26 protein-coding genes are annotated in these 23,634 nt (G+C 72.9%); 9 read left to right on the top strand and 17 right to left on the bottom strand.

The window, feature by feature from the left end; genetic code table 11:
• Positions 1-30: 30 nt before the first annotated feature.
• The 7 genes from HCN08_RS27335 to HCN08_RS27305 form a co-directional block, all read right to left on the bottom strand.
• Positions 31-1,599 (bottom strand): DoxX family protein, encoded by a 1,569-nt coding sequence (locus tag HCN08_RS27335; protein ID WP_167985921.1) that lies wholly within the window; start codon positions 1,597-1,599, stop codon positions 31-33.
• A 244-nt stretch (positions 1,600-1,843) separates the two neighbouring features.
• Positions 1,844-2,797 carry a 23S rRNA (guanosine(2251)-2'-O)-methyltransferase RlmB gene (gene rlmB / locus HCN08_RS27330; RefSeq protein WP_167985920.1) on the bottom strand — a complete coding sequence of 318 codons (954 nt, stop codon included), beginning with the start codon at positions 2,795-2,797 and terminating at the stop codon, positions 1,844-1,846.
• Between the two features lie 109 nt (positions 2,798-2,906).
• A complete protein-coding gene (gene cysS / locus HCN08_RS27325; RefSeq protein ID WP_167985919.1) occupies positions 2,907-4,298 on the bottom strand; it encodes a cysteine--tRNA ligase in 1,392 nt (463 codons plus the stop codon).
• A 174-nt stretch (positions 4,299-4,472) separates the two neighbouring features.
• Positions 4,473-4,862 (bottom strand): PPOX class F420-dependent oxidoreductase, encoded by a 390-nt coding sequence (locus HCN08_RS27320; protein ID WP_167985918.1) that lies wholly within the window; start codon positions 4,860-4,862, stop codon positions 4,473-4,475.
• A gap of 119 nt (positions 4,863-4,981) precedes the next feature.
• A complete protein-coding gene (gene ispF / locus HCN08_RS27315) occupies positions 4,982-5,539 on the bottom strand; it encodes a 2-C-methyl-D-erythritol 2,4-cyclodiphosphate synthase (RefSeq protein WP_167985917.1) in 558 nt (185 codons plus the stop codon).
• Positions 5,529-6,257 (bottom strand): 2-C-methyl-D-erythritol 4-phosphate cytidylyltransferase, encoded by a 729-nt coding sequence (gene ispD / locus HCN08_RS27310; RefSeq protein ID WP_167985959.1) that lies wholly within the window; start codon positions 6,255-6,257, stop codon positions 5,529-5,531. Before ispD ends, ispF begins: the two co-directional genes overlap by 11 nt.
• 277 nt (positions 6,258-6,534) lie before the next feature.
• Positions 6,535-7,017, bottom strand: a complete 483-nt coding sequence (locus HCN08_RS27305) for a CarD family transcriptional regulator (RefSeq protein WP_031525269.1) — start codon at positions 7,015-7,017, stop codon at positions 6,535-6,537.
• Between the two features lie 728 nt (positions 7,018-7,745).
• Here HCN08_RS27305 and HCN08_RS27295 point away from each other — a divergent pair.
• Entirely contained in the window at positions 7,746-8,390 is a 645-nt protein-coding gene (locus HCN08_RS27295) for a DUF461 domain-containing protein (RefSeq protein ID WP_167985916.1), read from the top strand.
• Between the two features lie 129 nt (positions 8,391-8,519).
• Here the strand turns inward: HCN08_RS27295 and HCN08_RS27290 are convergent, their stop codons facing one another.
• Together HCN08_RS27290 and HCN08_RS27285 are read right to left on the bottom strand one after the other, a co-directional pair.
• Positions 8,520-9,200, bottom strand: coding sequence for a response regulator transcription factor (locus HCN08_RS27290; RefSeq protein ID WP_031525271.1), 681 nt, complete (start codon positions 9,198-9,200; stop codon positions 8,520-8,522).
• Positions 9,197-10,510, bottom strand: coding sequence for a sensor histidine kinase (locus HCN08_RS27285; protein WP_167985915.1), 1,314 nt, complete (start codon positions 10,508-10,510; stop codon positions 9,197-9,199). The genes HCN08_RS27290 and HCN08_RS27285 overlap by 4 nt, the downstream gene beginning before the upstream one ends.
• 253 nt (positions 10,511-10,763) lie before the next feature.
• On the opposite strand from HCN08_RS27285, the gene phoU reads away from it, so the two are divergent.
• Both phoU and HCN08_RS27275 read left to right on the top strand, forming a co-directional pair.
• Positions 10,764-11,444, top strand: a complete 681-nt coding sequence (gene phoU / locus HCN08_RS27280) for a phosphate signaling complex protein PhoU (RefSeq protein ID WP_167985914.1) — start codon at positions 10,764-10,766, stop codon at positions 11,442-11,444.
• A 137-nt stretch (positions 11,445-11,581) separates the two neighbouring features.
• The gene (locus HCN08_RS27275; protein ID WP_167985913.1) at positions 11,582-11,749 is read left to right on the top strand and encodes a hypothetical protein; all 168 of its coding nucleotides are present in this window, start codon (positions 11,582-11,584) and stop codon (positions 11,747-11,749) included.
• A 53-nt stretch (positions 11,750-11,802) separates the two neighbouring features.
• Here HCN08_RS27275 and HCN08_RS27270 read toward each other — a convergent pair whose 3' ends face one another.
• The 4 genes from HCN08_RS27270 to HCN08_RS27255 all read right to left on the bottom strand — a co-directional run bounded on the left by HCN08_RS27270 (position 11,803) and on the right by HCN08_RS27255 (position 14,963).
• The gene (locus HCN08_RS27270) at positions 11,803-12,285 is read right to left on the bottom strand and encodes a hypothetical protein (RefSeq protein ID WP_167985912.1); all 483 of its coding nucleotides are present in this window, start codon (positions 12,283-12,285) and stop codon (positions 11,803-11,805) included.
• Between the two features lie 58 nt (positions 12,286-12,343).
• Positions 12,344-13,588 carry an amidase domain-containing protein gene (locus HCN08_RS36750; protein WP_167985911.1) on the bottom strand — a complete coding sequence of 415 codons (1,245 nt, stop codon included), beginning with the start codon at positions 13,586-13,588 and terminating at the stop codon, positions 12,344-12,346.
• Positions 13,585-13,911, bottom strand: a complete 327-nt coding sequence (locus HCN08_RS27260; protein WP_167985910.1) for a hypothetical protein — start codon at positions 13,909-13,911, stop codon at positions 13,585-13,587. The genes HCN08_RS36750 and HCN08_RS27260 overlap by 4 nt, the downstream gene beginning before the upstream one ends.
• A 92-nt stretch (positions 13,912-14,003) precedes the next feature.
• Positions 14,004-14,963 (bottom strand): alpha/beta hydrolase, encoded by a 960-nt coding sequence (locus HCN08_RS27255; RefSeq protein WP_240970487.1) that lies wholly within the window; start codon positions 14,961-14,963, stop codon positions 14,004-14,006.
• Between the two features lie 110 nt (positions 14,964-15,073).
• Here HCN08_RS27255 and HCN08_RS27250 point away from each other — a divergent pair, with 110 nt between their 5' ends.
• Entirely contained in the window at positions 15,074-15,529 is a 456-nt protein-coding gene (locus tag HCN08_RS27250) for a MarR family winged helix-turn-helix transcriptional regulator (RefSeq protein WP_167985909.1), read from the top strand.
• A gap of 136 nt (positions 15,530-15,665) precedes the next feature.
• Here HCN08_RS27250 and HCN08_RS27245 read toward each other — a convergent pair whose 3' ends face one another.
• Entirely contained in the window at positions 15,666-16,337 is a 672-nt protein-coding gene (locus HCN08_RS27245) for a type III effector protein (RefSeq protein WP_167985957.1), read from the bottom strand.
• A 143-nt stretch (positions 16,338-16,480) separates the two neighbouring features.
• Between HCN08_RS27245 and HCN08_RS27240 the strand changes: the two genes are divergently transcribed.
• Positions 16,481-16,912: an Hsp20/alpha crystallin family protein gene (locus tag HCN08_RS27240; RefSeq protein ID WP_167985908.1), complete on the top strand. Its 432-nt coding sequence runs from the start codon at positions 16,481-16,483 to the stop codon at positions 16,910-16,912.
• A 115-nt stretch (positions 16,913-17,027) separates the two neighbouring features.
• Positions 17,028-17,498 carry a DUF2267 domain-containing protein gene (locus tag HCN08_RS27235; protein ID WP_167985907.1) on the top strand — a complete coding sequence of 157 codons (471 nt, stop codon included), beginning with the start codon at positions 17,028-17,030 and terminating at the stop codon, positions 17,496-17,498.
• Between the two features lie 77 nt (positions 17,499-17,575).
• Here the strand turns inward: HCN08_RS27235 and HCN08_RS27230 are convergent, their stop codons facing one another.
• Positions 17,576-18,187 carry a hypothetical protein gene (locus HCN08_RS27230; protein ID WP_167985906.1) on the bottom strand — a complete coding sequence of 204 codons (612 nt, stop codon included), beginning with the start codon at positions 18,185-18,187 and terminating at the stop codon, positions 17,576-17,578.
• A 118-nt stretch (positions 18,188-18,305) separates the two neighbouring features.
• Here HCN08_RS27230 and HCN08_RS27225 point away from each other — a divergent pair, with 118 nt between their 5' ends.
• Together HCN08_RS27225 and HCN08_RS36745 are read left to right on the top strand one after the other, a co-directional pair.
• On the top strand, positions 18,306-18,599 hold the full coding sequence (locus tag HCN08_RS27225; protein ID WP_167985905.1) for a YciI family protein: 294 nt from the start codon (positions 18,306-18,308) through the stop codon (positions 18,597-18,599).
• Between the two features lie 69 nt (positions 18,600-18,668).
• Complete coding sequence (locus HCN08_RS36745) at positions 18,669-19,025, top strand: 8-oxoguanine DNA glycosylase OGG fold protein (RefSeq protein WP_322974711.1); 357 nt, start codon at positions 18,669-18,671, stop codon at positions 19,023-19,025.
• A 270-nt stretch (positions 19,026-19,295) separates the two neighbouring features.
• On the opposite strand, the gene HCN08_RS27220 is transcribed toward HCN08_RS36745, so the two are convergent.
• Entirely contained in the window at positions 19,296-20,054 is a 759-nt protein-coding gene (locus HCN08_RS27220) for a phosphoglyceromutase (protein ID WP_167985904.1), read from the bottom strand.
• A 98-nt stretch (positions 20,055-20,152) separates the two neighbouring features.
• On the opposite strand from HCN08_RS27220, the gene HCN08_RS27215 reads away from it, so the two are divergent.
• The gene (locus HCN08_RS27215; RefSeq protein ID WP_167985903.1) at positions 20,153-21,481 is read left to right on the top strand and encodes an MDR family MFS transporter; all 1,329 of its coding nucleotides are present in this window, start codon (positions 20,153-20,155) and stop codon (positions 21,479-21,481) included.
• A gap of 315 nt (positions 21,482-21,796) precedes the next feature.
• Here the strand turns inward: HCN08_RS27215 and HCN08_RS27210 are convergent, their stop codons facing one another.
• A complete protein-coding gene (locus tag HCN08_RS27210; protein ID WP_407648896.1) occupies positions 21,797-23,554 on the bottom strand; it encodes a glycosyl hydrolase family 28-related protein in 1,758 nt (585 codons plus the stop codon).
• Positions 23,555-23,634 lie beyond the last annotated feature (80 nt).

Raw genomic sequence — 23,634 nt, 5'->3', positions numbered from 1 at the left:
CGGCCCGCCCCGCGACCGCCCTCACCGCCCTCACGCCGGGCTCGTCGGCGACTGCGACGCCTGCGCCGGGCCCAGGAGCGGCGCCCCCAGCAGCCCGCCGATGGCCCCCTGCGTCGGCTCCGGCGGCGGAGGCGGCGCCGCGTGGGTGGGCGGCGGCGCGGCCGGCGGCTTGGACGTGGACGAGCCGCCCGAGGAACCGCCCGACGAGGACGAGCCGCCCGACGACGTTCCGTGCCCCGGCGTGTGCGTACCGGCCCCCGGGGTGTGCTCCGCCCCCGACGACGCCGTGCTCGGCGGCGCGCTGGCCGCCGGCGTGTGGAGCTTCTTGCGTGCCTTCGCCGTCTGCGACGGGGTCGGGCTGCCCGGCGACGTCCCGGTGTCGCCGCCCGAGACCTCCGGCAGCGGCAGCCCCTGCTGCTCGTTGACCGGCGGCGCCGTCGGGCCAGCGGGGCGCCCGCCCGGCGCGGTGCTGGCCCGTACCGCCGCGCCCAGCACCGAGCCCACCAGCAGCGAACCGCCCACGATGACCGTGCCCAGCACCATGCCGCGCCGCAGCACATAGCGCCGCAGGTCCCACAGGCCGACCCGCGGGCCCAGCCGGCGCCAGGCGTCGGCGGCGAGCTTGCCGTCGACGGAGTAGACGGGCGCGCCGGCGATGACCAGCGGGCTCCACGCGGCCAGGTAGATGAAGTCGGGGGCGTCGTAGACCGGTACCGTACGCCAGCTCACGGTCACCAGCAGCGCGATGGACAGGCTCGCGCCGAAGACCGCCGCGACCCGCTGCCACAGCCCGAAGACGGTCAGCACGCCCACCACGACCTGGAGGAAGGCGATGCTCAGGCCCGCGCCCACCGGGTGGTTGAGCGCGGCGTCCCGCAGCGGTTCCGCCGCGGCCCACGGGTGCAGCGAGGACAGCCAGGTGACCATGGAGCCGCGCTCGCCGCCGTCGAAGTAGACGCGGTCGCACAACTTGCCCATGCCGGCGTAGATGGAGACGAAGCCGAGGAAGATACGCAGCGGCAGCAGCACGATGCCGAGGTTCATCCGGCGGTGCGGATACCAGGCGTGCTTGACGAAGTCGCTGTTCTTCTTGCCCGGCCGCCGCTCGACCGGCTCGTCCAGCTCCGGGTCGCCGTCACCATGTACGCCGGCCCCGCCATATGCGTCGCCGTCGCCATATGCGCCGCCGTCGCCATATTCCTCGTCGTACGCGCCCCGCGCCGGCCGTACGCCGCTCAGCAGGCCGGTCGGGGACTCGGCGCGGCGCGGGCCGACGACGGTCGGGGCGGCGGGCGGCAGCGTCTCCGTGCCGCCGATCCTCGGCAATACCTGCGTGGTCGCGCCCGCGGAGTCGCCGTCCGGCGCACCCGTGCCGCGCACCGCCTGGAAGAGCTCGCCGGCCAGCGCGTCGCCGGGCTCGGTGCGGCCCGACCACACCACCGGGGCGAGCCTGCGGCGGCCCGCGCCGGGGCCGGCGGAGACGCCCGCGCGGGGCGGGCCGACCCGGCCGAGGGAGCGGGCGGAGCTGCGGCCCAGCTGCACGCGGAAACTCGCGTGGGTGACGATGACCTGCGCGGGATCGCTCGGCACCCGTGCCATGCTCAGCACCGGTTCGTCGAATCCGGGCGTCCCTCCCCCCGTGGAGGGGCGGGGTGTTCTGGTGTCCACGCTCAACTAACCGAGTGACGCACCTTTAGGACACTGCCCAGCACGGCTCTCGCTGTCCGAGACGCGTCAACCTCGCCGGACCCGTAAGATACGCCCCCGCACGTGGCAATAGGCCGAGCCAACGCCCTTTACGCCACCCTCAAGCCCATTGCCGAGCCGGCCCGCAAGCCGGCCCTCACGCCCGCCGACGCGCCGCCTCGTACAGCACCACACCCGCCGCCACACCGGCGTTCAGCGACTCCGCCGCCCCACCCGGCATCGGAATGCGCACCAGCAGGTCGCACGTCTCGCCCACCAGCCGCGAGAGCCCCTTGCCCTCGCTGCCCGCGACGATGACGACCGGCCCGTCGAGCACCTCCAGGTCGTACAGCTCCACGTCCCCGTCCGCCGCGAGCCCGACGACCGTCAGGCCCGCCTTCTTGTACGCCTCCAGGGCGCGCGTGAGGTTGGTGGCGCGGGCCACGGGGACGCGGGCGGCAGTGCCGGCCGAGGTCTTCCAGGCGCCCGCGGTCATGTGCGCGGCCCGCCGCTCGGGCACCACGACGCCGTGCCCGCCGAACGCGGCGACCGAGCGGACGACGGCCCCGAGGTTGCGCGGGTCGGTCACGCCGTCCAGGGCGACGATCAGCGGGTCGGCGCCCTCGTCGTCGGCCTCGGCCAGCAGGTCGTCGGGGTGGGCGTATTCGTACGGCGGGATCTGCAGCACCAGGCCCTGGTGGTTCAGGCCCGCGGTGATGCGGTCCAGCTCGGCCCTGGGCGCCTCCATGAGCGCGACCCCGCGGTCGGTGGCCAGGCGCAGCGCCTCGCGCACCCGGTCGTCGTTGTCGATGAACTGCTGGACGTAGACCGCGGTCGCCGGGATGTCGGCGCGCAGCGCCTCGACGACGGGGTTGCGGCCCACGACCATCTCGGAGGCGGACTTGCCGCCGCGCCCGCCCGGACGCGGCCTGCTGGCCGAGCGGCGGGCCTGGGCGGCGGCCACCCGGCTCTTCTTGTGGCCCTTGCGCATCTCGGCGGGCGGCGTCGGGCCGCGGCCCTCCAGGCCCTTGCGGCGCTGCCCGCCGCTGCCGACCGTGGCGCCCTTCTTGTTGGACGTACGGCGGTTCCTGCGCTGGCTGTTGCCGGCCATGGGGCTCTCTCACTTCTGTCTGCGTCTCGGGTCCGGGCGGGGACCCGGGGGTGCGGGCCGCCCGGCGCCGCGGGGTCGGGGCGCCGGGCGGCCCGCGAAGGGCGGGGTGTCAGCCGCGCAGGGTCCACCGCGAGCCGGTCGGGGTGTCCTCGATCTCCAGGCCCGCCTGCACCAGCTGGTCGCGGATGGCGTCGGCGGTCGCGTAGTCCTTGCGGGACCGCGCCGCCTGCCGCTGCTCCAGCACCAGCCGGACCAGCGAGTCGACCACGCCGTGGAGGTCGTCGCCGCGGTCGGCGCCGGTCCAGTGCGGGTCGAGCGGGTCCAGCCCCAGCACTCCGAGCATCGCACGGACCTCGGCGAGCCGCGCGACCGCCGTCTCCTTGTCGTCGGCGGTCAGCGCGCTGTTGCCCTGCCGGACGGTGGTGTGCACGACGGCGAGGGCCTGCGGCACGCCCAGGTCGTCGTCCATCGCCTCGGCGAAGGCGGGCGGCACCTCGGCGGCGGGTTCGACCGAGCCGGCCTTCTCCACCACCCGCTGCACGAAGCCCTCGATCCGCGCGAACGCGGCCTCGGCCTCGCGCAGCGCCTCCTCGCTGTACTCGATCATGGAGCGGTAGTGCGGGGTGCCCAGGTAGTAGCGCAGCACGATCGGCCGCCAGCGCTGCACCATTTCCGAGACCAGCACCGAATTGCCGAGCGACTTGCTCATCTTCTCGCCGCTCATCGTCACCCACGCGTTGTGCACCCAGTAGCGGGCGAACTCGTCGCCGTACGCCTTGGCCTGGGCGATCTCGTTCTCGTGGTGGGGGAAGATCAGGTCCATGCCGCCGCCGTGGATGTCGAAGACGGGGCCCAGGTACTTGTGCGCCATCACCGAGCACTCGAGGTGCCAGCCGGGCCGGCCGCGGCCCCAGGGGGTCTCCCAGGACGGCTCGCCGGGCTTTGCCGCCTTCCACATGGCGAAGTCGCGTGCATCGCGCTTGCCGGTCTCGATCTCGCCCTCGGCGGCCCGCAGATTGTCCAGTTCCTGGTTGGACAGCTGCAGATAGCCGGGGAAGGAGCGCACGTCGAAGTAGACGCTGCCTTCTGCCACGTACGCGTGGCCGCTGTCGATGAGGCCGCGCATCATCTCGATCATCTCGGGTACGTGGCCGGTCGCGCGCGGCTCGTACGTGGGCGGCATGCAGCCCAGCACGTCGTAGCCGGTGGAGAAGGCGCGCTCGTTCTCGTAGCCGATGGCCCACCAGGGGCGGCCCTGGTCGGCGGCCTTGACGAGGATCTTGTCGTCGATGTCGGTGACGTTGCGGACGAAGGTGACGTCGTAGCCGCGGTAGCGGAACCACCGCTGGAGGATGTCGAAGTTGAGGCCGGACCTGATGTGGCCGATGTGGGGCGCCGCCTGCACGGTGGCGCCACACAGGTAGATCGAGACACAGCCCGGCGTGAGCGGGACGAAGTCACGTACCTGGCGCGCGTCGGTGTCGTACAGGCGAATAGTCACGCCTCAAGGGTAGTGGCCGCGGGCCGGTGCCTCGTGCGGTCCGTTGCTCGCGGACCGCACAAGGGGGTGCGTCGGCCGTTTTCCGGCGTTTTACCGCGCCTTTATGCCACGCCGTGACCGTCCAGGCCAGAGGCTGTGCCTATGGCCGGGTCGCGCCCCTGGCACCGGGGGCGCTCAGCCGTGCTCGACGATCCGGTCGGCGCTGACGCGGACGACCAGCCGCACGTCACCGGGCTGGTCGCCGGCGTAAGGAGCGCCGGTGTACTTGTGGCTGAGTTCGTCGATGAGCGCGTCGCCGCCCTCGGTGACCATGGTGGCGGTGCCGCGGATCTCGGTGTACGCGTACGGGTTGCCCTCCGGCATCGCGAGCAGCGTGATGCGCGGGTCACGGGCGAGGTTGAGGTGCTTGCGGCGCCCCTCCTTGGTGGAGAAGACCACGTCGTCGCCGTCGACCTTCACCCACACGACGGACAGCTGCACGCTGCCGTCGGGCTGGATGGTGGAGACGGTGGCGAAGGTCTTCGCGTCGAAGAGCGCGCGGGCACTGTCCGAAAGCTTGGCCATGTGCGGAGCCGTTGCCTTTCTGCTGGGTCTGCCGGGGACTCCCGGCGTACCCGTAACTCCCGTGGGTACGCCGGATCTTCCGCGGCGAGCGTACGCGCCCGGTCTCGGAGGGCGGGCGGCTATCCGGGCGGCTGCGCAAAGGGCCGGGCGGGCGGCAGGACGAGGGCGGTGGCGAGCGCCGCGAGGCCCTCGGCGCGGCCGGTCAGGCCCAGGCCGTCAGTGGTGGTGCCGGAGACGGACACGGGCGCCTCGACGGCCGCGGACAGCGCCTTCTCCGCCTCGGCCCGGCGGGTGCCGATCTTCGGCCGCACCCCGATGACCTGGATCGCGACGTTGCCGATGGTGAAGCCGGCCGCGCGCACGATACGGGCGGCCTCGGCGAGCAGGGTGACGCCGGAGGCACCGGCCCACTCGGGGCGGTCGGTGCCGAAGTGCGCCCCGAGGTCGCCGAGGCCGGCGGCGGAGAAGAGCGCGTCGCAGGCGGCGTGGGCGGCGACGTCGCCGTCGGAGTGGCCGGCCAGGCCGTACGAGGCGCCCTCCCACAGCAGGCCCGCGCACCACAGCTCGCGGCCGGCCTCGAAGGCGTGCACGTCCGTCCCGACGCCGATCCGGGGCAGGACGTGGCCGGGGCTCCCGGCGGGCTCCGTAGGGGCCCCTGCGGGGCTTTCAGTGGCCATTGACCCTCCTGCGTGCCAGTACGGCCTCCGCGAGCACCAGGTCCAGCGGTCTGGTGACCTTGAACGCCTCCTCGTGCCCGGGCACGACGAGGACGGGGACGCCCAGCTGCTCGACCATGCCGGCGTCGTCGGTGACCTCGCCGGAGACCGAGGAGTGGGCCTTGGCCAGCACCGCGCGGTCGAAGCCCTGCGGGGTCTGGACGGCCCGCAGCAGGGAGCGCTTGGGGGTGCCGGTGACGGCGCCGGTGTCCGGGTCGACGCTCTTGACGGTGTCGGCGAGCGGCAGTCCCGGCACGACGGCGGGCGCCCCGCCCCGTACCGCGTCGACGACGGCCTCGACCGTCTCGACCGGCACCAGGGGGCGGGCGGCGTCGTGGACGAGGACGACGTCGACGTCGTCGGGCAGCGCGGCCAGGCCCAGGCGGACCGAGTCCTGCCGCTCGGGGCCGCCGGGGACGACCTTTATGTCGGTGGTCTCGGGCAGCCCGTGCGCGTCCAGCAGCGCGCGGACCTCGGCGGCGCCGTCCGGCGGCGCGACGACGACGATGACGGACACGGCACGGGCGCGGGCCATCGCCCGTACCGCGTGGACCAGGATCGGGAGCCCGCCGAGGGTGCGCAGCGCCTTGGGCGCTCCGGGGCCGAGCCGGACGCCACGTCCGGCGGCGGGAATGACGGCTGCGGTACGCAGGTTTGTGTCCTTGGATGAGTTGGGTATCGCTTGGGGGGTGCGCCCAGGCGATGTGCCGGTTGCCAGGGCCGGGTCTTTCCCGAGGACCCCTTCCGTGAAGTTCTCGGGGTGCGACCTGAAGACCGTAGCGCCCGGCGGGACCGCACATGCCGCAGCACCCGGCCGTGGTGCTGGGCCGGGTGCCGCGGCAGTGTCCCCCAGGGGTCGTCCGGGGGGCTTTGCGTCTGCGTAAGTCAGTACGTCACGGCAGCGTGGGTGGGCGCTGGAGTTGACGCGACACGAGAACGTCCGGAAAGGGACGGTCTTACGACGCGAGGACTTCGTCGAGCAGGGCCTCGGCCTTGTCCTCGTTGGTGTTCTCGGCCAGAGCGAGCTCGCTGACCAGGATCTGCCGCGCCTTGGCGAGCATGCGCTTCTCGCCGGCGGACAGGCCGCGCTCACGCTCGCGCCGCCACAGGTCACGGACGACTTCCGCGACCTTGATGACGTCGCCGGAGGCGAGCTTCTCCAGATTTGCCTTGTATCGGCGAGACCAGTTGGTCGGTTCCTCGGTGTACGGCGCGCGCAGCACCTCGAAGACCCGATCCAGCCCGTCCTGACCGACAACGTCGCGTACGCCGACGAACTCCGCATTGTCCGCGGGTACGCGCACCGTCAAGTCGCCCTGAGCGACCTTGAGCACCAAGTAGGTCTTGTCCACGCCTTTGATCTGGCGAATTTCGATAGCCTCGATCAGCGCGGCCCCGTGATGGGGATAGACCACGGTGTCGCCAACCTTGAACGTCATGTGACAGGTACCCCTTCCGTGGCTATCCAGGGTAACACGGGAACGCCCTCATCTGAATGGCGTTTTCGCAGGTCAGGGCATATCTCGGGGCTTGACAAGCGCCCATGGAACGTGCTGGAGGGTGCCACACTCACGCGGTATCCGCAGGTCGGAGCGGGTATACGGCGACGTGGAATCGTCCGGGTACGGGCCATGGGAGCCCGGGAACACCGGGCGATACGTCCGGATTTGTCCCTCCCGTGCGGGTGGATCTTCGCTACTCCGTTCGGGTTCCCGGGGGTTGAAGACGCGCACGAAGCCGGGTCGAAGATCCAATTGTCCGGCGGACGCGGAAGCGATGATCGAACCGGCCGGGGAAGCACCGGCGTAAGCAGCACGTAAATCCCGCCGCCGGGCCGCGCCGCGTCGATCCGCCGGTAATCACACCGTGGTAATGCCGGAATACATTGCCGGCATGTTGCGGGCGGCGACGCGAACCGGCCACCGTGGGCTCCGGCCCAGCTCAGCGGGCCGGTACGCCGGATGCGCGCCACCGCACGGGTGAGGGTGCGTCACGCAGGGGGCACCCGGTGAGCGGGCGAAACCCGGGCTCGGTAATCTAAGGCCGCCGGAAGATCGTCCGAAGTCCGCACAAGAGGTCCGCGCGAGAGGTCCGCGCAGGTCCTCCGGGCACTCCCGGCACGCCGAGCCCGCCAGATCGCCCCACCTGCCAAGGAGATGCCGCCGCCGTGGTCCGCAGCTTCCGACGCGGCGCCCTCGCCGCCGCCGTCGTCGCCCTCTCAGTCGCTCCTGTCGCCGCCTGCGGGGCGGGGGACGGGGCACAGACCCTTCAGGTCAAGCCGGACAGCCAGTCCGCGACCAAGGGCGACATCCAGGTGCAGAACGCCTTCGTGCTGACCCAGCCGAACGGCCCGGCCACCGTCACCGCGCGGCTGTTCAACAACGGCAACGCCGACCAGACGCTGCAGGCCGTCCAGCTCTCCGGCGGCGGCTCCGCGCAGCTGTCCGGCCCGGACGGCGGCGGCACCGTCACCGTCCCGGCGCACGGCACCGTGCTGCTGGGCGGCAAGGGCAACCCGACCGCCGTGGTGAGCAGCGGCTCCGAGGCGCTGCGCGACGGCGACGTGCAGAACGCGGTGTTCCAGTTCAGCAGCGTCGGCGCGGTCTCCCTGCCCGTCCAGGTGACGCCGGCCGCGGGCTACTTCGAGCCGTTCGGCCCGGGCACGCTGCCGACGACCCAGGCCCCCACCCCGACCGAGACGCCGAGCGCGACGGACACCGCCTCGCCGTCCGACACCGAGTCCCCCGCGGGCGACGGCACCCCGACGGACACGCCGAGCCCGTCGGACTCGGAGACCGCCACCGCGTCCTGACCCGTGGCCATATGCGCAGGCGTGGCTATGTGCCGAGCCGTGGCCATATGCGCAGCCGTATAGCCGTATACGGAAAGGGGCCCGCACCACCCGGCGCGGGCCCCTTCCGTCAGACGTACGGCGTAAGGCTTACGGCTCGAACTTGTAGCCCAGCCCGCGGACCGTCACCAGGTAGCGCGGTGCGCCCGGGTCGGGCTCGATCTTGGCGCGCAGCCGCTTGACGTGGACGTCGAGGGTCTTGGTGTCGCCGACGTAGTCCGCGCCCCAGACCCGGTCGATGAGCTGCATACGGGTCAGCACCCGGCCCGCGTTGCGCAGCAGCATCTCCAGCAGGTCGAACTCCTTGAGCGGCAGGTCCACCTTGCCGCCGCCGACCGTCACCACGTGCCGGTCGACGTCCATCCGCACCGGGCCCGCCTCCAGGGCGGCCGGCGAGATCTCCTCGGGCTCGCCGCGGCGGCGCAGCACCGCGCGGATGCGGGCGACCAGCTCGCGCGAGGAGAAGGGCTTGGTCACATAGTCGTCGGCGCCTATCTCCAGGCCGACGACCTTGTCGATCTCGCTGTCCTTGGCGGTGACCATGATCACCGGGACATTGGACTTCAGCCGCAGCTGGCGGCAGACCTCGGTGCCGGGCAGCCCCGGCAGCATGAGGTCGAGCAGTACCAGGTCGGCGCCGTTGCGCTCGAACTCGTCCAGCGCGTCGGGCCCGGTCGCGGATATGGCGACCTCGAAACCCTCCTTGCGGAGCATGTACGACAGCGCGTCGCTGAAGGACTCTTCGTCCTCGACGACGAGTACGCGGGTCACGGAAGGACCTCCGGGGCGGGGATGTGTTCGGGGAGGGTCTGGAAGAGCTGTTCGTCCGACGGCTCGTCGGCCGGCTCTGCGTCCGCCTCGGCATCCAGGTCGGTGCCGGGCGGGAGCGCTCGGTCGCGGGCGATCCCGGCCTCGGGAAGCCGCAGTGTGAAGGTGGAGCCCTGGCCTTCGACGCTCCACACGGTGACCTCGCCGCCGTGGGTGGCGGCGACGTGTTTGACGATGGACAAACCGAGCCCGGTGCCGCCGGTGGCCCGCGAGCGCGCCGGGTCGACCCGGTAGAAGCGCTCGAAGACCCGTTCGCGGTCCTTCTCGGAGATGCCGATGCCCTGGTCGGTGACGGAGATCTCGATGAGATCGCCGCCTCCCCCGTAGCCTGCGGCACGGGAGGTACCCCCAGCAGGGATGCGGCGGCCTGCGATGCCGACCCGGGTACGGGCCGGGCTGTAGTTGACGGCGTTCTCGACGAGGTTGCCGAGCGCTGCCGCGAGCTGGCCCCGGTTGCCCCAGATGAACAGGTCGGGGGTGGTTCCGGTGGCCATGGTGATCTGCTTGGTGTTGGCCTGGTGGCGGCAGCGGTCCACGGCCTCGGCGACCAGGTCGTCGACGGCCACGGGTTCCGCGTCGTCCAGCAGGTTGTCGTCCTGGACCCGGGAGAGGTCGATGATCTCCTGGACCAGGCTGGTCAGCCGGGTGGCCTCGACCTGCATACGGCCGGCGAAGCGGAGCACCGCCTCGGGGTCGTCCGAGGCGTCCATCACGGCCTCCGACAGCAGCGAGAGCGCCCCGACCGGGGTCTTGAGCTCATGGCTGACGTTGGCCACGAAGTCCCGCCGGACCGCCTCGATCCGCCGGGCCTCGGTGAGGTCCTCGACCAGCAGCAGCACCAGGCGCGAGCCCAGCGGTGCCACCCGGGCGGAGACCGCGAGGCCCTCCCCCCGGCCCGCACCGCGGCGCGGGAGGTCGAGTTCCACCTGGCGTATCTCGCCGTCGCGGCGCGTCTCGCGCGCCATCTGCAGCATCTGGTCGACGGCCAGCCGGCCGCCGCGCACCAGCCCGAGGGCGTACGCCGCCGAGCTGGCCTTGACCACGGTGTCGCCCTCGTCCAGGACGACGGCCGAGGAGCGCAGCACGGACAGCACCGTGTCCACGCCGGGCGGAAGCACGGCCTCCGTGTGCAGCGCGGTACGGGTGGGGCGGGCCTGTTCCCGCTCGCTCCAGCGGAACGCGAGCACGGCGATCGCGCCGGTCAGCAGACCGGCGATCGCACTGGCTGCGGCGACTGCCGCGTTCACGTCCATGGCTCCAGGTTAGGTGGACCGCGCAAGCGCTCCACACCCCCGAGGAAGAGCTCTCGGTCGCCCGTTGCCAAGAGTTCACCTCCACGTAGGGGGTGATTCACTCCGGGTGCGCGGCCGGTACGCCGATGGGCACGAGCGTGGCAGCGTAGAGGCGACGGCTCTGTGCGGGCCTGTGTGCATAACATCACAAATTTACCCAAAGGGATTTGCCCCCGGGGCCCCAGCGGCCCCGAAGGAACGGAAGGAACGCGCGATGCGGGACGCATACCACGAGGAGCTCGACTCCATCGGTGACGGACTCGTCGAGATGGCCCGGCTCGTCGGCTCCGCGATCGGGCGCGCCACGACCGCGCTGCTCGACGCGGACCTCAACGTCGCCGAGAGCGTCATAGCGGCCGACGAGAAGGTGGACGACCTCCAGCGGGAGCTGGAGACCCGGGCGATCACCCTGCTGGCCCGGCAGCAGCCGGTCGCCACCGACCTGCGGATCGTCGTCACGAGCCTGCGCATGAGCGCGGACCTGGAGCGCTCCGGCGACCTCGCCCGGCATGTCGCCAAGCTCGCCCGGCTGCGCTTCCCCGCCTCGGCCGTCCCCGGCGACCTGCACAGCACCATCCTGGAGATGGGCCAGCTCGCGCAGCGGCTGATGGCCAAGGCCGCCGAGGTCATCATCACCAAGGACATCGACGACGCGCTCCAGCTCGAAGCGGACGACGACCGCATGGACGAGCTGCACCGCACGCTCTTCCAGCACCTGCTCGACGACCGCTGGCGGCACGGCATCGAGACGGCCGTCGACGTCACCCTCGTCGGCCGCTACTACGAGCGGTTCGCCGACCACGCGGTGTCGGTGGCCAAGCGCGTGGTCTACCTGGTGACCGGCGAGCACGTCGACGAGCTCTCCCCGCTCCCGACGGACGTCGAGACGGCGTAACCCCGCCCGGGGGCGTACGGGGTGGTGGGGGGCGTGCGGGTGGTGCGCCGGTGGGCGGCACGCCCTTGTGCGCCCTTGATGCGCAGCGAGGCGGGGGCGTTCACTGGTGGGCAGGCAAGCCTGAGGAGGGTGCACTGATGCCGGAGACCCCCACGCCCACACCCGTACGCGACGAGCCCGCCTTCGACGCCGCGGACCCGCTGCGTCCCCCACTCCCCCTGGTCGCCGCGTGCGGCTGCGGCTCCGGCTGCGGATGCGGCTGCCAGTCCGGCGGCCCCTGCCAGTGCAGCGGCTGCACCCACTGACGCTGCCCGACTGACGCTGCCGCACTGACGCTGCCGCCGGAGCCGCGGGCCGCCTACCGGCCGGGGGCGGCTCCGGGGACAGCGCCCGGGAAGGCCATGCCCTCGCAGACGGGCTCGTCGTGGTGGGCGGCGTAGTCGGACTGCTCGGAGGTGGTGAGGACCGCCGCCACCGCCGTGAGCAGCACGGCCAGCCAGCCCAGGACGGCGAAGGAGTCCGCGAGGCCCCGCTGCCACGTCGGGTGCAGCCAGCCGCGGGCCCGCGCGTACCGCCGCAGCCCGATGTGCAGCGCGACCGCGCCGACCGCCGCGGCGAGCCCGCCGTAACCGAACAGCCAGTAGTCCCACGACAGCGGAAGCCAGCGGCACTCCGTGGACATACGGTCCGTCCGCCCGTCCGACACCGGGATGCACAGGGCGAAGAACACGCAGGCCGCCACCGCGAGCAGCGGAACCCCCAGCGCGGCCCGGCGCCAGGCGCGGGAGGGGAGTACGGCGGGGCTGTCGTTCTCGGTACGGCGGAGAGCCGTCTCGTCCATGCGTTCTGGCCTTACGTCGTGAGCGGCGGTCGTTCGGCGGGCTCGTCCTGCTCCCCGCTCAGTACCAGTCGGGGTGGGGGCGGACGATACGGACGTTCTGCTGCCCCTCCGCCTCCGTCTCGTGCGGCAGCCGCCCCTGCAGGCTGACGTTCTGGTACGAGTCGGTGTGCTGCGTGTACTTGATCTCGCCGTCCGGCATGACGGCCGTCACGATGGCGGCGTGGTGGGTCTGCCCGGGGTCGTTCGAGGAGCCGGCGGCCTGCTGCTCGTAGTAGATGATGTCGCCGGGCCGCGCCTGGCTGCGCGGCACCTCCTCCCCGCCGTGCTTGAGCATGAAGTTCTGCTGCGCCTCCGCGCCGGCCCAGCTGTCGGAGAAGTAGAGGTGCGTGTCGAGCAGGTCCCAGCCGGTGCCGGACTCCTTGCCCCAGTCGTCGCCGCCCTTCACCCCCGACCAGAAGCCCATCTTGCGCTGCATCCCGGCGTGCAGGAGCGCCTCCGACACGAAGTTGGTGCAGTTGTTGTCGAAGTGGGTGGGGTCCTTGGTGTTCCAGTTCTGCAGGGCGTAGTCGACCATCTTCGTCCGGTCGAACTTCCCGTCCGTGCCGCGCATCTGCGCCTTCGCGCTCTCCGGGATCCCGTCCAGCTTCGTGAGCTGCACCGGCTCGGCGAGCATCAAATCGTGCTGCTCCTGCGGCGTCAGGCCGCTCCACCACAGGGCGACGGTGGCCGGGTCCTGGCCGGCGGGGATCATGCCGGCGAAGGCGTTCATCTCGATGTGCGACGCCTCGCCCTGGAGGGTGAGCGCCTTGCCGGGGTCGGTGACGCCGACCGCGGCGCGCAGCTTCGCCAGTTCCGCGCGGGCGGCGTTGTCGGCGTCGGTGGCCTGGCGCAGGGCCTGGCTGTGGAGGGCGGCGATCTCGGCGACGACCTGGTATTGGGTCTCCTGGCCGGTCGGCCGGCCCTGGTCGTCGAGGTCGATGCCGTATTCGCTCGCGAGGTGGAGCGCTTCGTTCAAGGTGCTCTGGGCGGTCTGGACGGTGGTGTGCATGCCTTCGAGCACCATCTTCACGGCGTAGAGCAGGTCGTACGCCGAGTCGAGCTTGCCGGCGAGCGCGTACAGCCGCGCCGAGGCCTGCTTGCCGGTGTCGTCGGCCCAGTGCTCGTCGACCTTCGCGCCGGTGTCGCCGCGCAGGTCGACGGACGCCTGGTTGACGTACGTCGCGAGCGCCGCGAAGTCGTCGGCGGCTTCCTTCCACTGCTCGGGGCGGGCGTCCCGCAGCCCCGCGTACGTCACCACGTTCACTCACCGCCGATGTCGCCGAGGCCGAGCAGCAGGCCCTCGACGAAGTAGTCCTCGGTGAAGTAGTCGATGGAGCTGTTGCGCAGGTCCTCGCCCAGGGTCTCCATCTCGCCGACCAGGTCGATGACATGGTTCTCCCAGGCGTGCGCGCAGTCCGCGAGCTCCTTGGCGCTGCTCCAACCGCCGCCCGCGTGGCCGGCGTTGACGGTGTCGCTGCTGTCGAGCGAGTGCTGCACCTGTTTGCGGGCGGTGCGCGCCGCCGCGGAAAGATCGTCGCCGGCCTGCTTGACCTTCGGCGCGTGGATATCGGTGTTCGGTGAACCCATCGTGTGCCCCCCCGGACTTCTGACGGTTTCTCACCTTTCACCTTACGGGCGGGTTCGTGTGATCAGAACCCCCTTTCCGGCCAGCTCCGGGGTCAGGCGGTGCGGAGGTGGGCGGTGCGGAGGTGGGCGGTGCGGAGGTGGGCGGTGAGGAAGCGGGCCGCGGCGGTGAGGGCGGCGGCGGCTTCGGGGAGGGTGTCGTAGCGGTTCTGGAAGACGTGGGAGAGGCCGGCGTGGACGTCGAGGGTGACGTCGATGTCGGCGGCGGAGGCGCGGGCGGCGAGGCGGGTGGCGTCGTCGAGGAGGACCTCGTGGGTGCCGACCTGGACGAGCAGCGGGGGAAGGCCCGTGAGGTCGGCGAACAGCGGGCTGGCCAGGGGGTGGGCGCGGTCGCCGGCGCCGGCGTAGAGGTCGGCGTATGCGCGCAGGGCGTCGGCGGTGAAGATGGGGTCGACGGCCTCCTTGGTGCGGATGCTCTCGCCGCTGAGGGTGAGGTCGGTGAAGGGCGAGAAGAGCGCGGCGGCGGCCGGCTGCGGGAGCCCGGCCGCGCGGGCGGCGAGCAGGGTGGCGACGGCGAGGCCGGCGCCGGCGGAGTCGCCGGCCAGCACGAGCCGCGCGGGGTCCGTACCGGCGTCGAGGAGGGCGCGGTAGGCGGCGAGGCCGTCGTCGACGGCGGCGGGGAAGGGGTGCTCGGGGGCGAGCCGGTAGTCGAGCGAGAGCGCGCGCAGGCCGGCCCGGCGGGCGAGTTCGCCGACGATGCCGGCGTGGGTGTCGGGGGAGCCGATGACGTAGCCGCCGCCGTGGAGGTAGAGCAGCCGGGCGGTCTCGCTTGCGCCCTCGGGGGTGAGCTCCAGGGCGGGACGGCCGCCGAGGTGGGTGCGGCGGGTGGTGACGCCCGCGGGGGCGGGGCGGCCGACGGCCTCGGCGAAGGCGCGGCGCTGGTCGTCGGGGGTGGGGTGCGGGGTCTCGGGGGCGGGGCTGGCGGCGGGGGCGGTGGGGGCGGTGGGGGCCGCAGGGCTGGTGGCGGGCTTGCTGGTCATGGGCTTGCTGGTCATGGTGGGACTCCGTGGCTCGGGTGCGAAGATGGATTCCCAGGAATCCATCCGACTGCCAGCCCCAACCAGATTCCCCGGAAGATGATTCCTGGGAATGCACCGGAGGACGTGTGACCCCCGTCACCCCCATCACCGCCGTCTTCAACGACCTCGTCCGCGTCGAGACCCGGCTCTTCAACGCGCTGAGCGCCCGGCTGCGCGAGCAACACGGCCTGAGCCTCGGCCAGTTCGAGTTCATGGCGATCATCGACCGGACCCCGGGCTGCCGGGTGCTCGACATCGCCCACGAGGTCGCGATCACCGTGGGCGCCGTCAGCAAGGCGGTGGACCGCCTGGTGGCCGCGGGCTGGTGCGTGCGCACCGCGCACCCCGAGGACCGCCGCTCCTCCGTCCTCACCCTCACGCCCGAGGGCGCCGCCCTGCTCGCGACCGCCCGCCCCACGATCGAGCGCGAGCTCACCGCCCTGACCTCGGCCGTCACCCCCGCGGACCTGGCACGTACGGCCGAGACGCTGGCGACGCTGCGGGCCTCCCTCGAAGCGGCCCGGGAGGGGCAGCCGGGGTAGGGCGGCGCGGGGCCCGGGCGTCGCCAGGCGCACGGGTGCGTGCGCCCCGGGGCGTACGGGCCGGCGTACGGGCGGACCCTGCGGCGTACGGGCCGGCGGACGGGCCGGCTCGCAGACGGGCCCCCTGGCGTACGGCTCAGGACGTACGGCGGCGGCTCGTCGTGCTCGTACGCAGCGCGTCCGTGCGGCGGGTGAGGGTGTCGACGCGGGCGGCGAGCGCCGGGTGGGCCGGGGCGAGGTGCGGCGCGGTCGCGGCGAGCGGGGCGACGAGGCGGGAGGCGTCGTCGTGCGCGAGGGCGTCGCGCAGGTCGCCGAGGCTGGGCCGGGCGGCGGGCGGCAGGTCGGTGAGGGCGGCGATCTCCCCGGCGAGCAGCCGCAGTTCGCCCGCGTTGTCGCGCGCCCACGCGCTGACGCTGCGGTCGGCGGCCCGGCTGTCGCGGGTGGCGCGCACCCGCTGCTCGCCGGTCGTGCCCTCGTCGCCGGGGCGCAGCCGCAGGTAGCGGCGTTCGGCGGCCTGCCGGCTGGCGACACCCAGGGGTGCGGCGAGGTCGGCCCAGCTGGCGCCGGCGGCGCGGGCGGTCTCGATGAGGCCGGGCTCCCAGCCGGCGAGCTGCTCGCGGACCTCACGCAGCAGGAGCAGCGAGGCCAGCGCCTCCTCGCGCCCGACGCCCTGCCCCGCGTCGGAGCCGCCGCTGCCGGCCTCCCGCAGCGCCGCCTCGATGTCCCGCAGGGCCGCCGCGGCGGCCAGGAAGGTGGCCGGGTCCGGCCGGACGGGGCCGTACGGCGGTGTCGCGTCCTCACCCGCCATCGCGTCGTCCTCCCTCACTCATTCGCTCCGAGATGTCATCCATTCGATGACGCTCTCACTTGTCATCGTCTGGACGACATGCTACAACGGAGTCAGGTCAATCGCACAGCACCTACTGACCAGAGATTCGGAGGTGTTCGACCATGCTGATGCGCACCGACCCCTTCCGCGAACTCGACCGACTGGCCGAGCAGTTGCTCCGCCCCGGTACGTGGTCGCGTCCCACCGCGATGCCGATGGACGCGTACCGCGACGGCGACACGTACGTCGTGGCCTTCGATCTCCCGGGCGTCGACCCGGACGCGATCGACATCGACGTCGAGCGCACGATGCTGACCGTCAAGGCCGAGCGCCGGCCCACCAAGCAGGGCGACAACGCCAAGCTGGAGTTCTCCGAGCGCCCGCTCGGCGTCTTCTCCCGCCAGCTGCAGCTCTCCGACACGCTCGACACGGAGCACATCAGCGCGGAGTACGAGGCCGGCGTCCTGACGCTGCGCATCCCGATCGCGGAGCGCGCCAAGCCGCGCAAGATCCAGATCGGTGGGGACAACTCCCGCAAGCAGATCGCCGGCTGAGTCCCCCGCCCTCCTCTCCGGCCGGCCGCGCTCCCCTCCTTCCCCCCTCCCCCGGCCCGGCCGGCCGGCTTCCCCCCTCCTCCCGCTCCTCCCGAGAAAGGCGCAGAGCACGACGATGCAGTGGCAGCAACGGCAAAAGCGTCCGCAAGGGCGGACAGCACCGACGTACGACGGCTTCCTGGAGAAGGTGCGCTACGAGGGGGCGTACCCGACGCGCGAGAAGGCGGCGGCCGTCGTCGCCACGGTGCTGGCCCAGCTGGGCCGCCAACTGACCGGCGAGGAACGGGTCGAGCTCGCCGCCCGGCTCCCGCGCGAGGCCGCCGCCGTGCTGGCCGCGCAGATCCCGGCGCCCGAACCCCTCACCGGCTGGGGCTTCGTGAAGGACCTCGCCGACCGTACGGGCCGCTCCCCCGCGGTGACCCGCTGGGACACCGGAGCCGTCCTCTCCACGGTGGCCTCCGCGGCCGGCCCCGACCTCCTGGCCCGCATCCTCGCCGCCCTCCCCCCTGGCTACGCCCTCCTCTTCGGCCACCCCGAACTCCCCCGCCCCCGCCCGGAGCCGGCAACCCTGACGCCCGCCGCCTGAGCCCTTCCATCGCCGCGCCCCCCGCCGCTTTCCAGGCCGGGGGGCGCGGGGCGTTCAGGTGCCGGCGGCCGTGCGCTTCAGCTCAGGTCGGCGACTTGGCCGCCATAAGAAGCGCTCAGGGCGTCCGCCACTCGCGCGGCATCGGCGTCCGCGAGGGCCGCCGGGTATTCGGGGAGCAGGTCGTCCCAGACCGGCAACCAGGAGCCGTAGAGCTGGGTTTGGCCCTCGGGCCGGGCGAAGAACCAGATGTGCAGGTGGGCACCGCCGTCGCCGATACGGTAGACGTGGGCGCGCGAGATATGCGGCAGTGCCTGCACGTGCCGGGCGATGTGGACGGTCAACACGCCCAGCTCGGCGGCGAGTTCGTCGGGCAGGTCGGCCAAGTCGTAGTGGTCGCGCGGGTGCAGCATCAGCACCAGCGGCACACCGACGCCGGAAATGCGGGTGAGCCGCCAGCGCTCGTCGCGCCAGATCCCCTCGTCCCGCTCCCGGCAACTCCCGCACTCCGCCGGGTCCTCCCCATGCCGCGCCGGCTCGGGCACGACCGGCGCCCGCAGCGGCGCGACCCGCAACCCGTCCTGCTCGAAGGGGCTGACGTCCCACCCCGTCATCCGCGCTTGCGGCAACCGCCCCTCGCCGTCCGCGGCGGCGAGCGCGTACTCGTAGAACTCCTCAGGTCGCATAGCCATGCCCGCAGGCTAGTTGCCCCGTATCCGCAGGTCGCCGCCCCACCGCGGTGTGCAAGACTGCGAACGCCCCCGCGCCCGCGGGCCCCCGTACGCACTCCAACAAGGAGGAAGGCACGCCGTGTTCGTCCTGTCGATCACCTACACCGCCCCGCTGGACCAGATCGACGCCCTCCTCCCGTCCCACGTCGCCTGGCTCGACGCCCACTACGCCGACGGCACCTTCCTCGCCTCCGGCCGCAAAGTCCCCCGCACCGGCGGCATCATCATCGCCACGGCCGACAACCGCACCGCCATCGAGGCCGTCGTGGCACAGGACCCCTTCTTCCGCAACCAGGCGGCGACGTACGAGATCACGGAGTTCGTCGCGACAAAGACATCCCCCGCCCTGGAAAGCCACCGCCAACAGCCGTAACTCGTTGCCGCGCACGGTAGTTGCGAACAGCGTCCCGTCCGCTTCCGCCCGGCCACATGGCGCCCGTGGCTGGAGCCGCACGACGCGGCGCACGTACTCGACGCCGGGACCGCGTCCACGACGGGGCGCGAGGGCGACCGAGACATCAGCCGGCACGACGTGTCCGACCTCAGCCGCCGTACCAGTGACAGCCCCGACGACCTGCGCGATCTGTTCGTCGCCGTCATGATCTGGGGCTCGGGCACGACAAACGGCGGCCGGCACGCACCGCTGGCCCGCCCGGTACACGACGTACATCAGCTCCACGCACGTGTGGGCGACGTCTCTCGGAGTCCCGGCGGAACGGCTCGAATGGCTCCTCTTCCACATGCACGACCATCCAGCCGGCTACCGCGCCGGCGGGGACGCCGTGGACACGGGGCGTAAGGCGGCGCACCCCGGTGAAGTCGGCGGGCCCCCAGTAGGGGGTCGACGATCAGCCGGTCCCACGCATAGGTGAGGACCACCGCCGGCCCCCCCATCGCCGCACAGAGCCGCGCCCACCATCGCCGACCGCGACCGCCGCCCCCTCCCCTGCCGCCACGACCAACCCCGTCATGCAGCCAGCGCATGGCGCCCGGCGCCCCAGAGCCGCACCGGAAAGCCCCCGCTCCGCGGGGAAACGCGGAGGTCGGGGGCTTGGCGGCGGGGGAGGAGTTACTTCTTGCCCTGGTTCTTCACGGCCTCGATCGCTGCTGCCGCCGCCTCGGGGTCGAGGTAACGGCCGCCGGGGGTCACGGGGTGGAAGTCGGGGTCGAGGTCGTAGACGAGGGGGATGCCGGTGGGGATGTTGAGGGCGGCGATGTCCGCGTCGGAGATGTGGTCGAGGTGCTTGACCAGGGCGCGCAGGGAGTTGCCGTGGGCGGCGACGAGGACGGTGCGGCCGGTGAGGAGGTCGGGGACGATCGCGTCGTACCAGTACGGGAGCATGCGGTGGACGACGTCCTTGAGGCACTCCGTGCGGGGGCGGAGCTCCGGGGGGATGGTCGCGTAGCGCGGGTCGTCGCTCTGGGAGAACTCGGTGCCGTCCTCCAGGGGCGGCGGCGGGGTGTCGTAGGAGCGGCGCCAGAGCATGAACTGCTCCTCGCCGAACTCGGCGAGGGTCTGGGCCTTGTCCTTGCCCTGGAGGGCGCCGTAGTGGCGCTCGTTGAGGCGCCAGCTGCGCTTGACCGGGATCCAGAGGCGGTCGGCGGCTTCGAGGGCGAGCTGGGCGGTGCGGATGGCGCGCTTCTGGAGCGAGGTGTGCACCACGTCGGGGAGCAGGCCGGCGTCGGCCAGCAGCTCGCCGCCGCGGACGGCCTCCTTCTCGCCCTTGTCGTTGAGGTTGACGTCCACCCAGCCGGTGAACAGGTTCTTCGCGTTCCATTCGCTCTCGCCGTGGCGGAGCAGGATCAGCTTGTACGCAGCAGCAGCCATGGCATCGAGTCTAGGAGAAATGCCGTGGCGGCTCGCGACCGCCCTCTGTAAGCTGCGCCGAGCATCATCGCCTCTTACAAGAGACTCAGGGAGCACCCGTGACGGCCATCAGCCGAGCGGTACGCGAGACGACGGGCGGCCTGCCGCGGCAGTTCTGGTGGCTGTGGACCAGCACACTGGTCAACCGGCTCGGCGGCTTCGTCGTGACCTTCCTGGCGCTGTACCTGACCGTCGACCGCGGCTACTCCGCGGCGTACGCGGGCCTGGTCGCCGCGTTGTTCGGGCTCGGCGGCGCGGGCGGTGCCGTGCTCGGCGGGGTGCTGGCCGACCGGGTCGGGCGGCGTACGACCATGCTCGCCTCGCAGCTCGGGGCCGCCGCGACCACCGCGCTGCTCGGCTTCGCGGACGGGGCGGTCACCATCGCGGCGGTCGCCGCGCTCGTCGGGCTCACCGGCAACGCCTCGCGGCCCGCGCTCTCCGCGATGATCGCCGACCTCGTCCCCGCGAAGGACCGCGTCCGGGCGTACTCCCTCAACTACTGGGCCATCAACATCGGCTTCGGCGTCTCCGCGACGATGGCCGGCTTCATCGCCGCGGAGGGCTATCTGTGGCTGTTCCTCGGGGACGCGCTCGCGACGGTGCTGTGTGCGGTGGTCGTGTACGCGCGGGTGCCGGAGTCCCGGCCGGAGCCGACGCCGGGGCCGGGGCCGGTGGGTGGTGCCGGCCGTACGGGCGGGGGCACGGGGGAGGGCGCCGCGGTCACGTTGCTGGACGTGCTCCGGGACCGGCGGTTCATGGCGCTCACCGGGCTGATCTTCCTCTTCGCGGCGGTCATGCAGCAGGCCAACTCGACGCTCGCCGTCGACATGGGGCAGCACGGGCTCAGCTCGGAGCAGTTCGGCATGATCGCGAGCATCAACGGCGTCGTCATCGTGCTGCTCCAGATCCCGGTGACCCGGGCGCTGCGGACGCGCAGCAACGCGATGCTGCTGGCCACGGGGTGCCTGGTCCTGTCGTGGGGGATCGGGCTGACGGTCTTCGCGACGACGGTCGCGCTGTACGCGGTCACGGTCGCCATCTGGACGATCGGCGAGATCATCCACGCCCCGGCCTCGATGTCGGTCGTCGCCGAACTCGCCCCGGCGCACGCCCGCGGCCGGTACCAGGGCGTCTCCACCCTGGCCTGGGCCGCCGCCGCCTTCGCCGGGCCCCTCGCGGGCGGCCTCACGCTGCAGTACCTGGGCCGTACGAGCGTGTGGGTGGGCTGCGCCCTGCTCGGTACGGTCACGTCCGTGGGCTATTACCTGCTGCTGCGGCCGTCCGCGGCCGGCCCGGCGACGTCGGCGGTGGCCTCGATGGAGTCCGTCCTCCCGACGCCGGCCGACCCCGAGCCCCGGCCGGCGGGGCAGGACCTGACGCCGGCCTGATCGTCAGGCGGGCTGACGAGTACCCGGAGGTGGGCACGCTGATCGTCAGCGGGGCTGAGCATCGGTCCGGCTGAGCATCGATCGGGCTGAGCATCGATCGGGCTGAGCGCCGGCCATGCGGCCGAGCTGATCGTCAGGCGGGCTGACGGGTTCCGGGGGCCCTGATCGTCAGGCGGGCTGAGCATCAGCCGCGCCGACCGTCAGCCCGCACCCGCACCCCGCACCCCGCAGCTCGGCTGAACGTCAGGCCGCCTGAGGGTCGGCGGGCGGGACGTGCTGACCATCAGCCGCACTGACCGTCAGTCGCCCTGACGATCAGCCCCTCCGCAGGAGGTCGCGTTGGGCCTCGTACAAGTTGCGGGGCCGCACCGCCCCGGGGGAGCCGTAGAGCTCCAGGCGGGAGGCGAGGTCGCCGGGGAAGTCGGGGGTGTCCACCTGGGCGAAGGGGCGGACCTCGGAGATGGCGACTGTCGCGCTGCGCGGGGCGACGTCGTCGAGGCGGACGCAGCCGGCGCGGGCGTTGGGGACGGTGACGTTCCAGTGGGTGAAGCGGGCGCCGTAGAGGGGGCCGGCGGTGAGGTCGCCGCCGTGTCGGCCGTCGTTCGTGAGGGTGATCTCCGTGCGGACGTTGGCGAAGGGCATGCCGCGGTGGGTGTCGAAGGTGCCCATGGCCATCCGGCCGCGCGACCAGACGTTGTACGAGGACAGCCCCTCCGCGTTGATGCCGTGCAGCTGGGTCCCCTCGGGCGCCGGGGCGGTGCGGGCGTCGAGGGTGAAGTCCTCGACGAGGTTGTCGTGCGAGCCCTCCCGGCACACCCACCCGTGGTGGCAGCCGCGCCCCGAGATCCGCGTCCGGCGGAAGGTCGTGGCCTTCGCGGCGACCATGAGGAAGCCGTTGTCGACGTCGACGGCGTGCACGTCGTCCACCCAGCAGTCCCAGGTGCACTGCGCCGCGAGCCCGTTCCAGCCGCGGTCCAGCAGGTGCGGGCCCTGCGCGGTGGGCTCCATGCGGATCGTCAGGCCCTCCACGCCCGCGCCGACCAGCGGCGTGACCAGCGTGGTGAGCCGGGGCCGGAACTCCGGCCGGGTGTCCAGCGGCAGCGGCCGGTCGAAGGTCACCCGGTCGCCGGCCACCGCCGTCACCCGGGCGGGCCATTCGTAGGGCAGGTACGACAGCAGCTTCGTCTTGTCGGACCAGTCGTACGTGGCCGCGCCCGCGACGTCCCCCGCGATGTGGGCGAGCAGCGCGTGGCCGGCGTCGTCGGCGTACTGGAGCAGGACGCGGTCGCCGGCGCGCAGCCGCGAGGGGTCGTCGACGGTGACGGTACGGGCGCCCTGGCGCGACAGTCCCGTGACGGCGGCGAGCTCGGTGAACTCCTCGCGGCGGTTGCCGGTCCAGCCCTCGAACGGCCAGGCGCGCTCGCGGATCGCGCCGGTGAGCGCGCGGTGCCGCTCGGCCGGGCACATCCACACCAGGCCGCCCGCCCACGACCAGGACGACTTGTCGCCGCCGTACCGGCTGCCGTACGGGCCGACCAGGTCGGTGAGGGACGCGGTGGCGTGCAGGGTGGTCAGGCCGCTGCCGGCGCCGCGCAGGGTGGTGTGGTCCCAGCCGACGAGGATGAGGTCGTCGATACGGTACGTGCCCGGCGGCAGCAGGACGGTGCCGCCGCCGGACTCGCCCACCTCGCGCAGGGCGCGGTTGATGGCCGGGGCGGAGTCGGCGCTGCCGTCGGGGGTGGCGCCGTGGTCGAGGGCGTTGGCCCGGACGAGGTGCCGGGGGAAGTCACGGGCGCCGCCGGCGTATCCGGCGTGGGCGACGTACGGGATCTGGGGGTGGGTGTACGGGGCGGCGCGGAATTCCGCCCAGAGGCTGCTTGCCGCCGGCGCCGCGGGGGCGTTGGCCTCGGGGGACGCCTCCCCCGCCCGAGCCGCGCCCCCGCTGCCCTCAGCGCCCGCCGCGACCCCGACGCCCGCCGCCGGGCCCACCGCACCCTCGGCGCCCACCGGCGAGCCCGCCGCCGAACCCGCCGCCCCGGAGCGCTGCTCCCCCGCCTCGACGCCGCCGCTCACATTCGCCACCCCTCACCGTCTTCACATACCTGAACCCAGTTCAGATGTACGACGGCTCCGACCCTGCCACGCCCCCGCGC

Source organism: Actinacidiphila epipremni (genome assembly GCF_012034175.1).
Lineage (GTDB): Bacteria > Actinomycetota > Actinomycetes > Streptomycetales > Streptomycetaceae > Actinacidiphila > Actinacidiphila epipremni.
Note: the sequence above shows the minus strand (reverse complement) of the source record. Positions and strands in the feature narration are given on the sequence as shown.

Bases quoted from the DNA above. Each gene is read 5' to 3' on its own strand.
- HCN08_RS27260 (WP_167985910.1), bottom strand. From the start codon at position 13,911: ATGGGTTCACCGAACACCGATATCCACGCGCCGAAGGTCAAGCAGGCC.
- HCN08_RS27320 (WP_167985918.1), bottom strand. From the start codon at position 4,862: ATGGCCAAGCTTTCGGACAGTGCCCGCGCGCTCTTCGACGCGAAGACC.
- phoU (WP_167985914.1), top strand. From the start codon at position 10,764: ATGCGGGACGCATACCACGAGGAGCTCGACTCCATCGGTGACGGACTC.
- rlmB (WP_167985920.1), bottom strand. From the start codon at position 2,797: ATGGCCGGCAACAGCCAGCGCAGGAACCGCCGTACGTCCAACAAGAAG.
- HCN08_RS27220 (WP_167985904.1), bottom strand. From the start codon at position 20,054: ATGGCTGCTGCTGCGTACAAGCTGATCCTGCTCCGCCACGGCGAGAGC.
- ispF (WP_167985917.1), bottom strand. From the start codon at position 5,539: ATGGCCACTGAAAGCCCCGCAGGGGCCCCTACGGAGCCCGCCGGGAGC.
- HCN08_RS27285 (WP_167985915.1), bottom strand. From the start codon at position 10,510: ATGGACGTGAACGCGGCAGTCGCCGCAGCCAGTGCGATCGCCGGTCTG.
- HCN08_RS27230 (WP_167985906.1), bottom strand. From the start codon at position 18,187: ATGGCTATGCGACCTGAGGAGTTCTACGAGTACGCGCTCGCCGCCGCG.
- HCN08_RS27275 (WP_167985913.1), top strand. From the start codon at position 11,582: ATGCCGGAGACCCCCACGCCCACACCCGTACGCGACGAGCCCGCCTTC.
- HCN08_RS27335 (WP_167985921.1), bottom strand. From the start codon at position 1,599: ATGGCACGGGTGCCGAGCGATCCCGCGCAGGTCATCGTCACCCACGCG.
- HCN08_RS27235 (WP_167985907.1), top strand. From the start codon at position 17,028: ATGCAGTGGCAGCAACGGCAAAAGCGTCCGCAAGGGCGGACAGCACCG.
- HCN08_RS27240 (WP_167985908.1), top strand. From the start codon at position 16,481: ATGCTGATGCGCACCGACCCCTTCCGCGAACTCGACCGACTGGCCGAG.
- HCN08_RS27245 (WP_167985957.1), bottom strand. From the start codon at position 16,337: ATGGCGGGTGAGGACGCGACACCGCCGTACGGCCCCGTCCGGCCGGAC.
- HCN08_RS27255 (WP_240970487.1), bottom strand. From the start codon at position 14,963: ATGACCAGCAAGCCCATGACCAGCAAGCCCGCCACCAGCCCTGCGGCC.
- HCN08_RS27305 (WP_031525269.1), bottom strand. From the start codon at position 7,017: ATGACGTTCAAGGTTGGCGACACCGTGGTCTATCCCCATCACGGGGCC.
- HCN08_RS27270 (WP_167985912.1), bottom strand. From the start codon at position 12,285: ATGGACGAGACGGCTCTCCGCCGTACCGAGAACGACAGCCCCGCCGTA.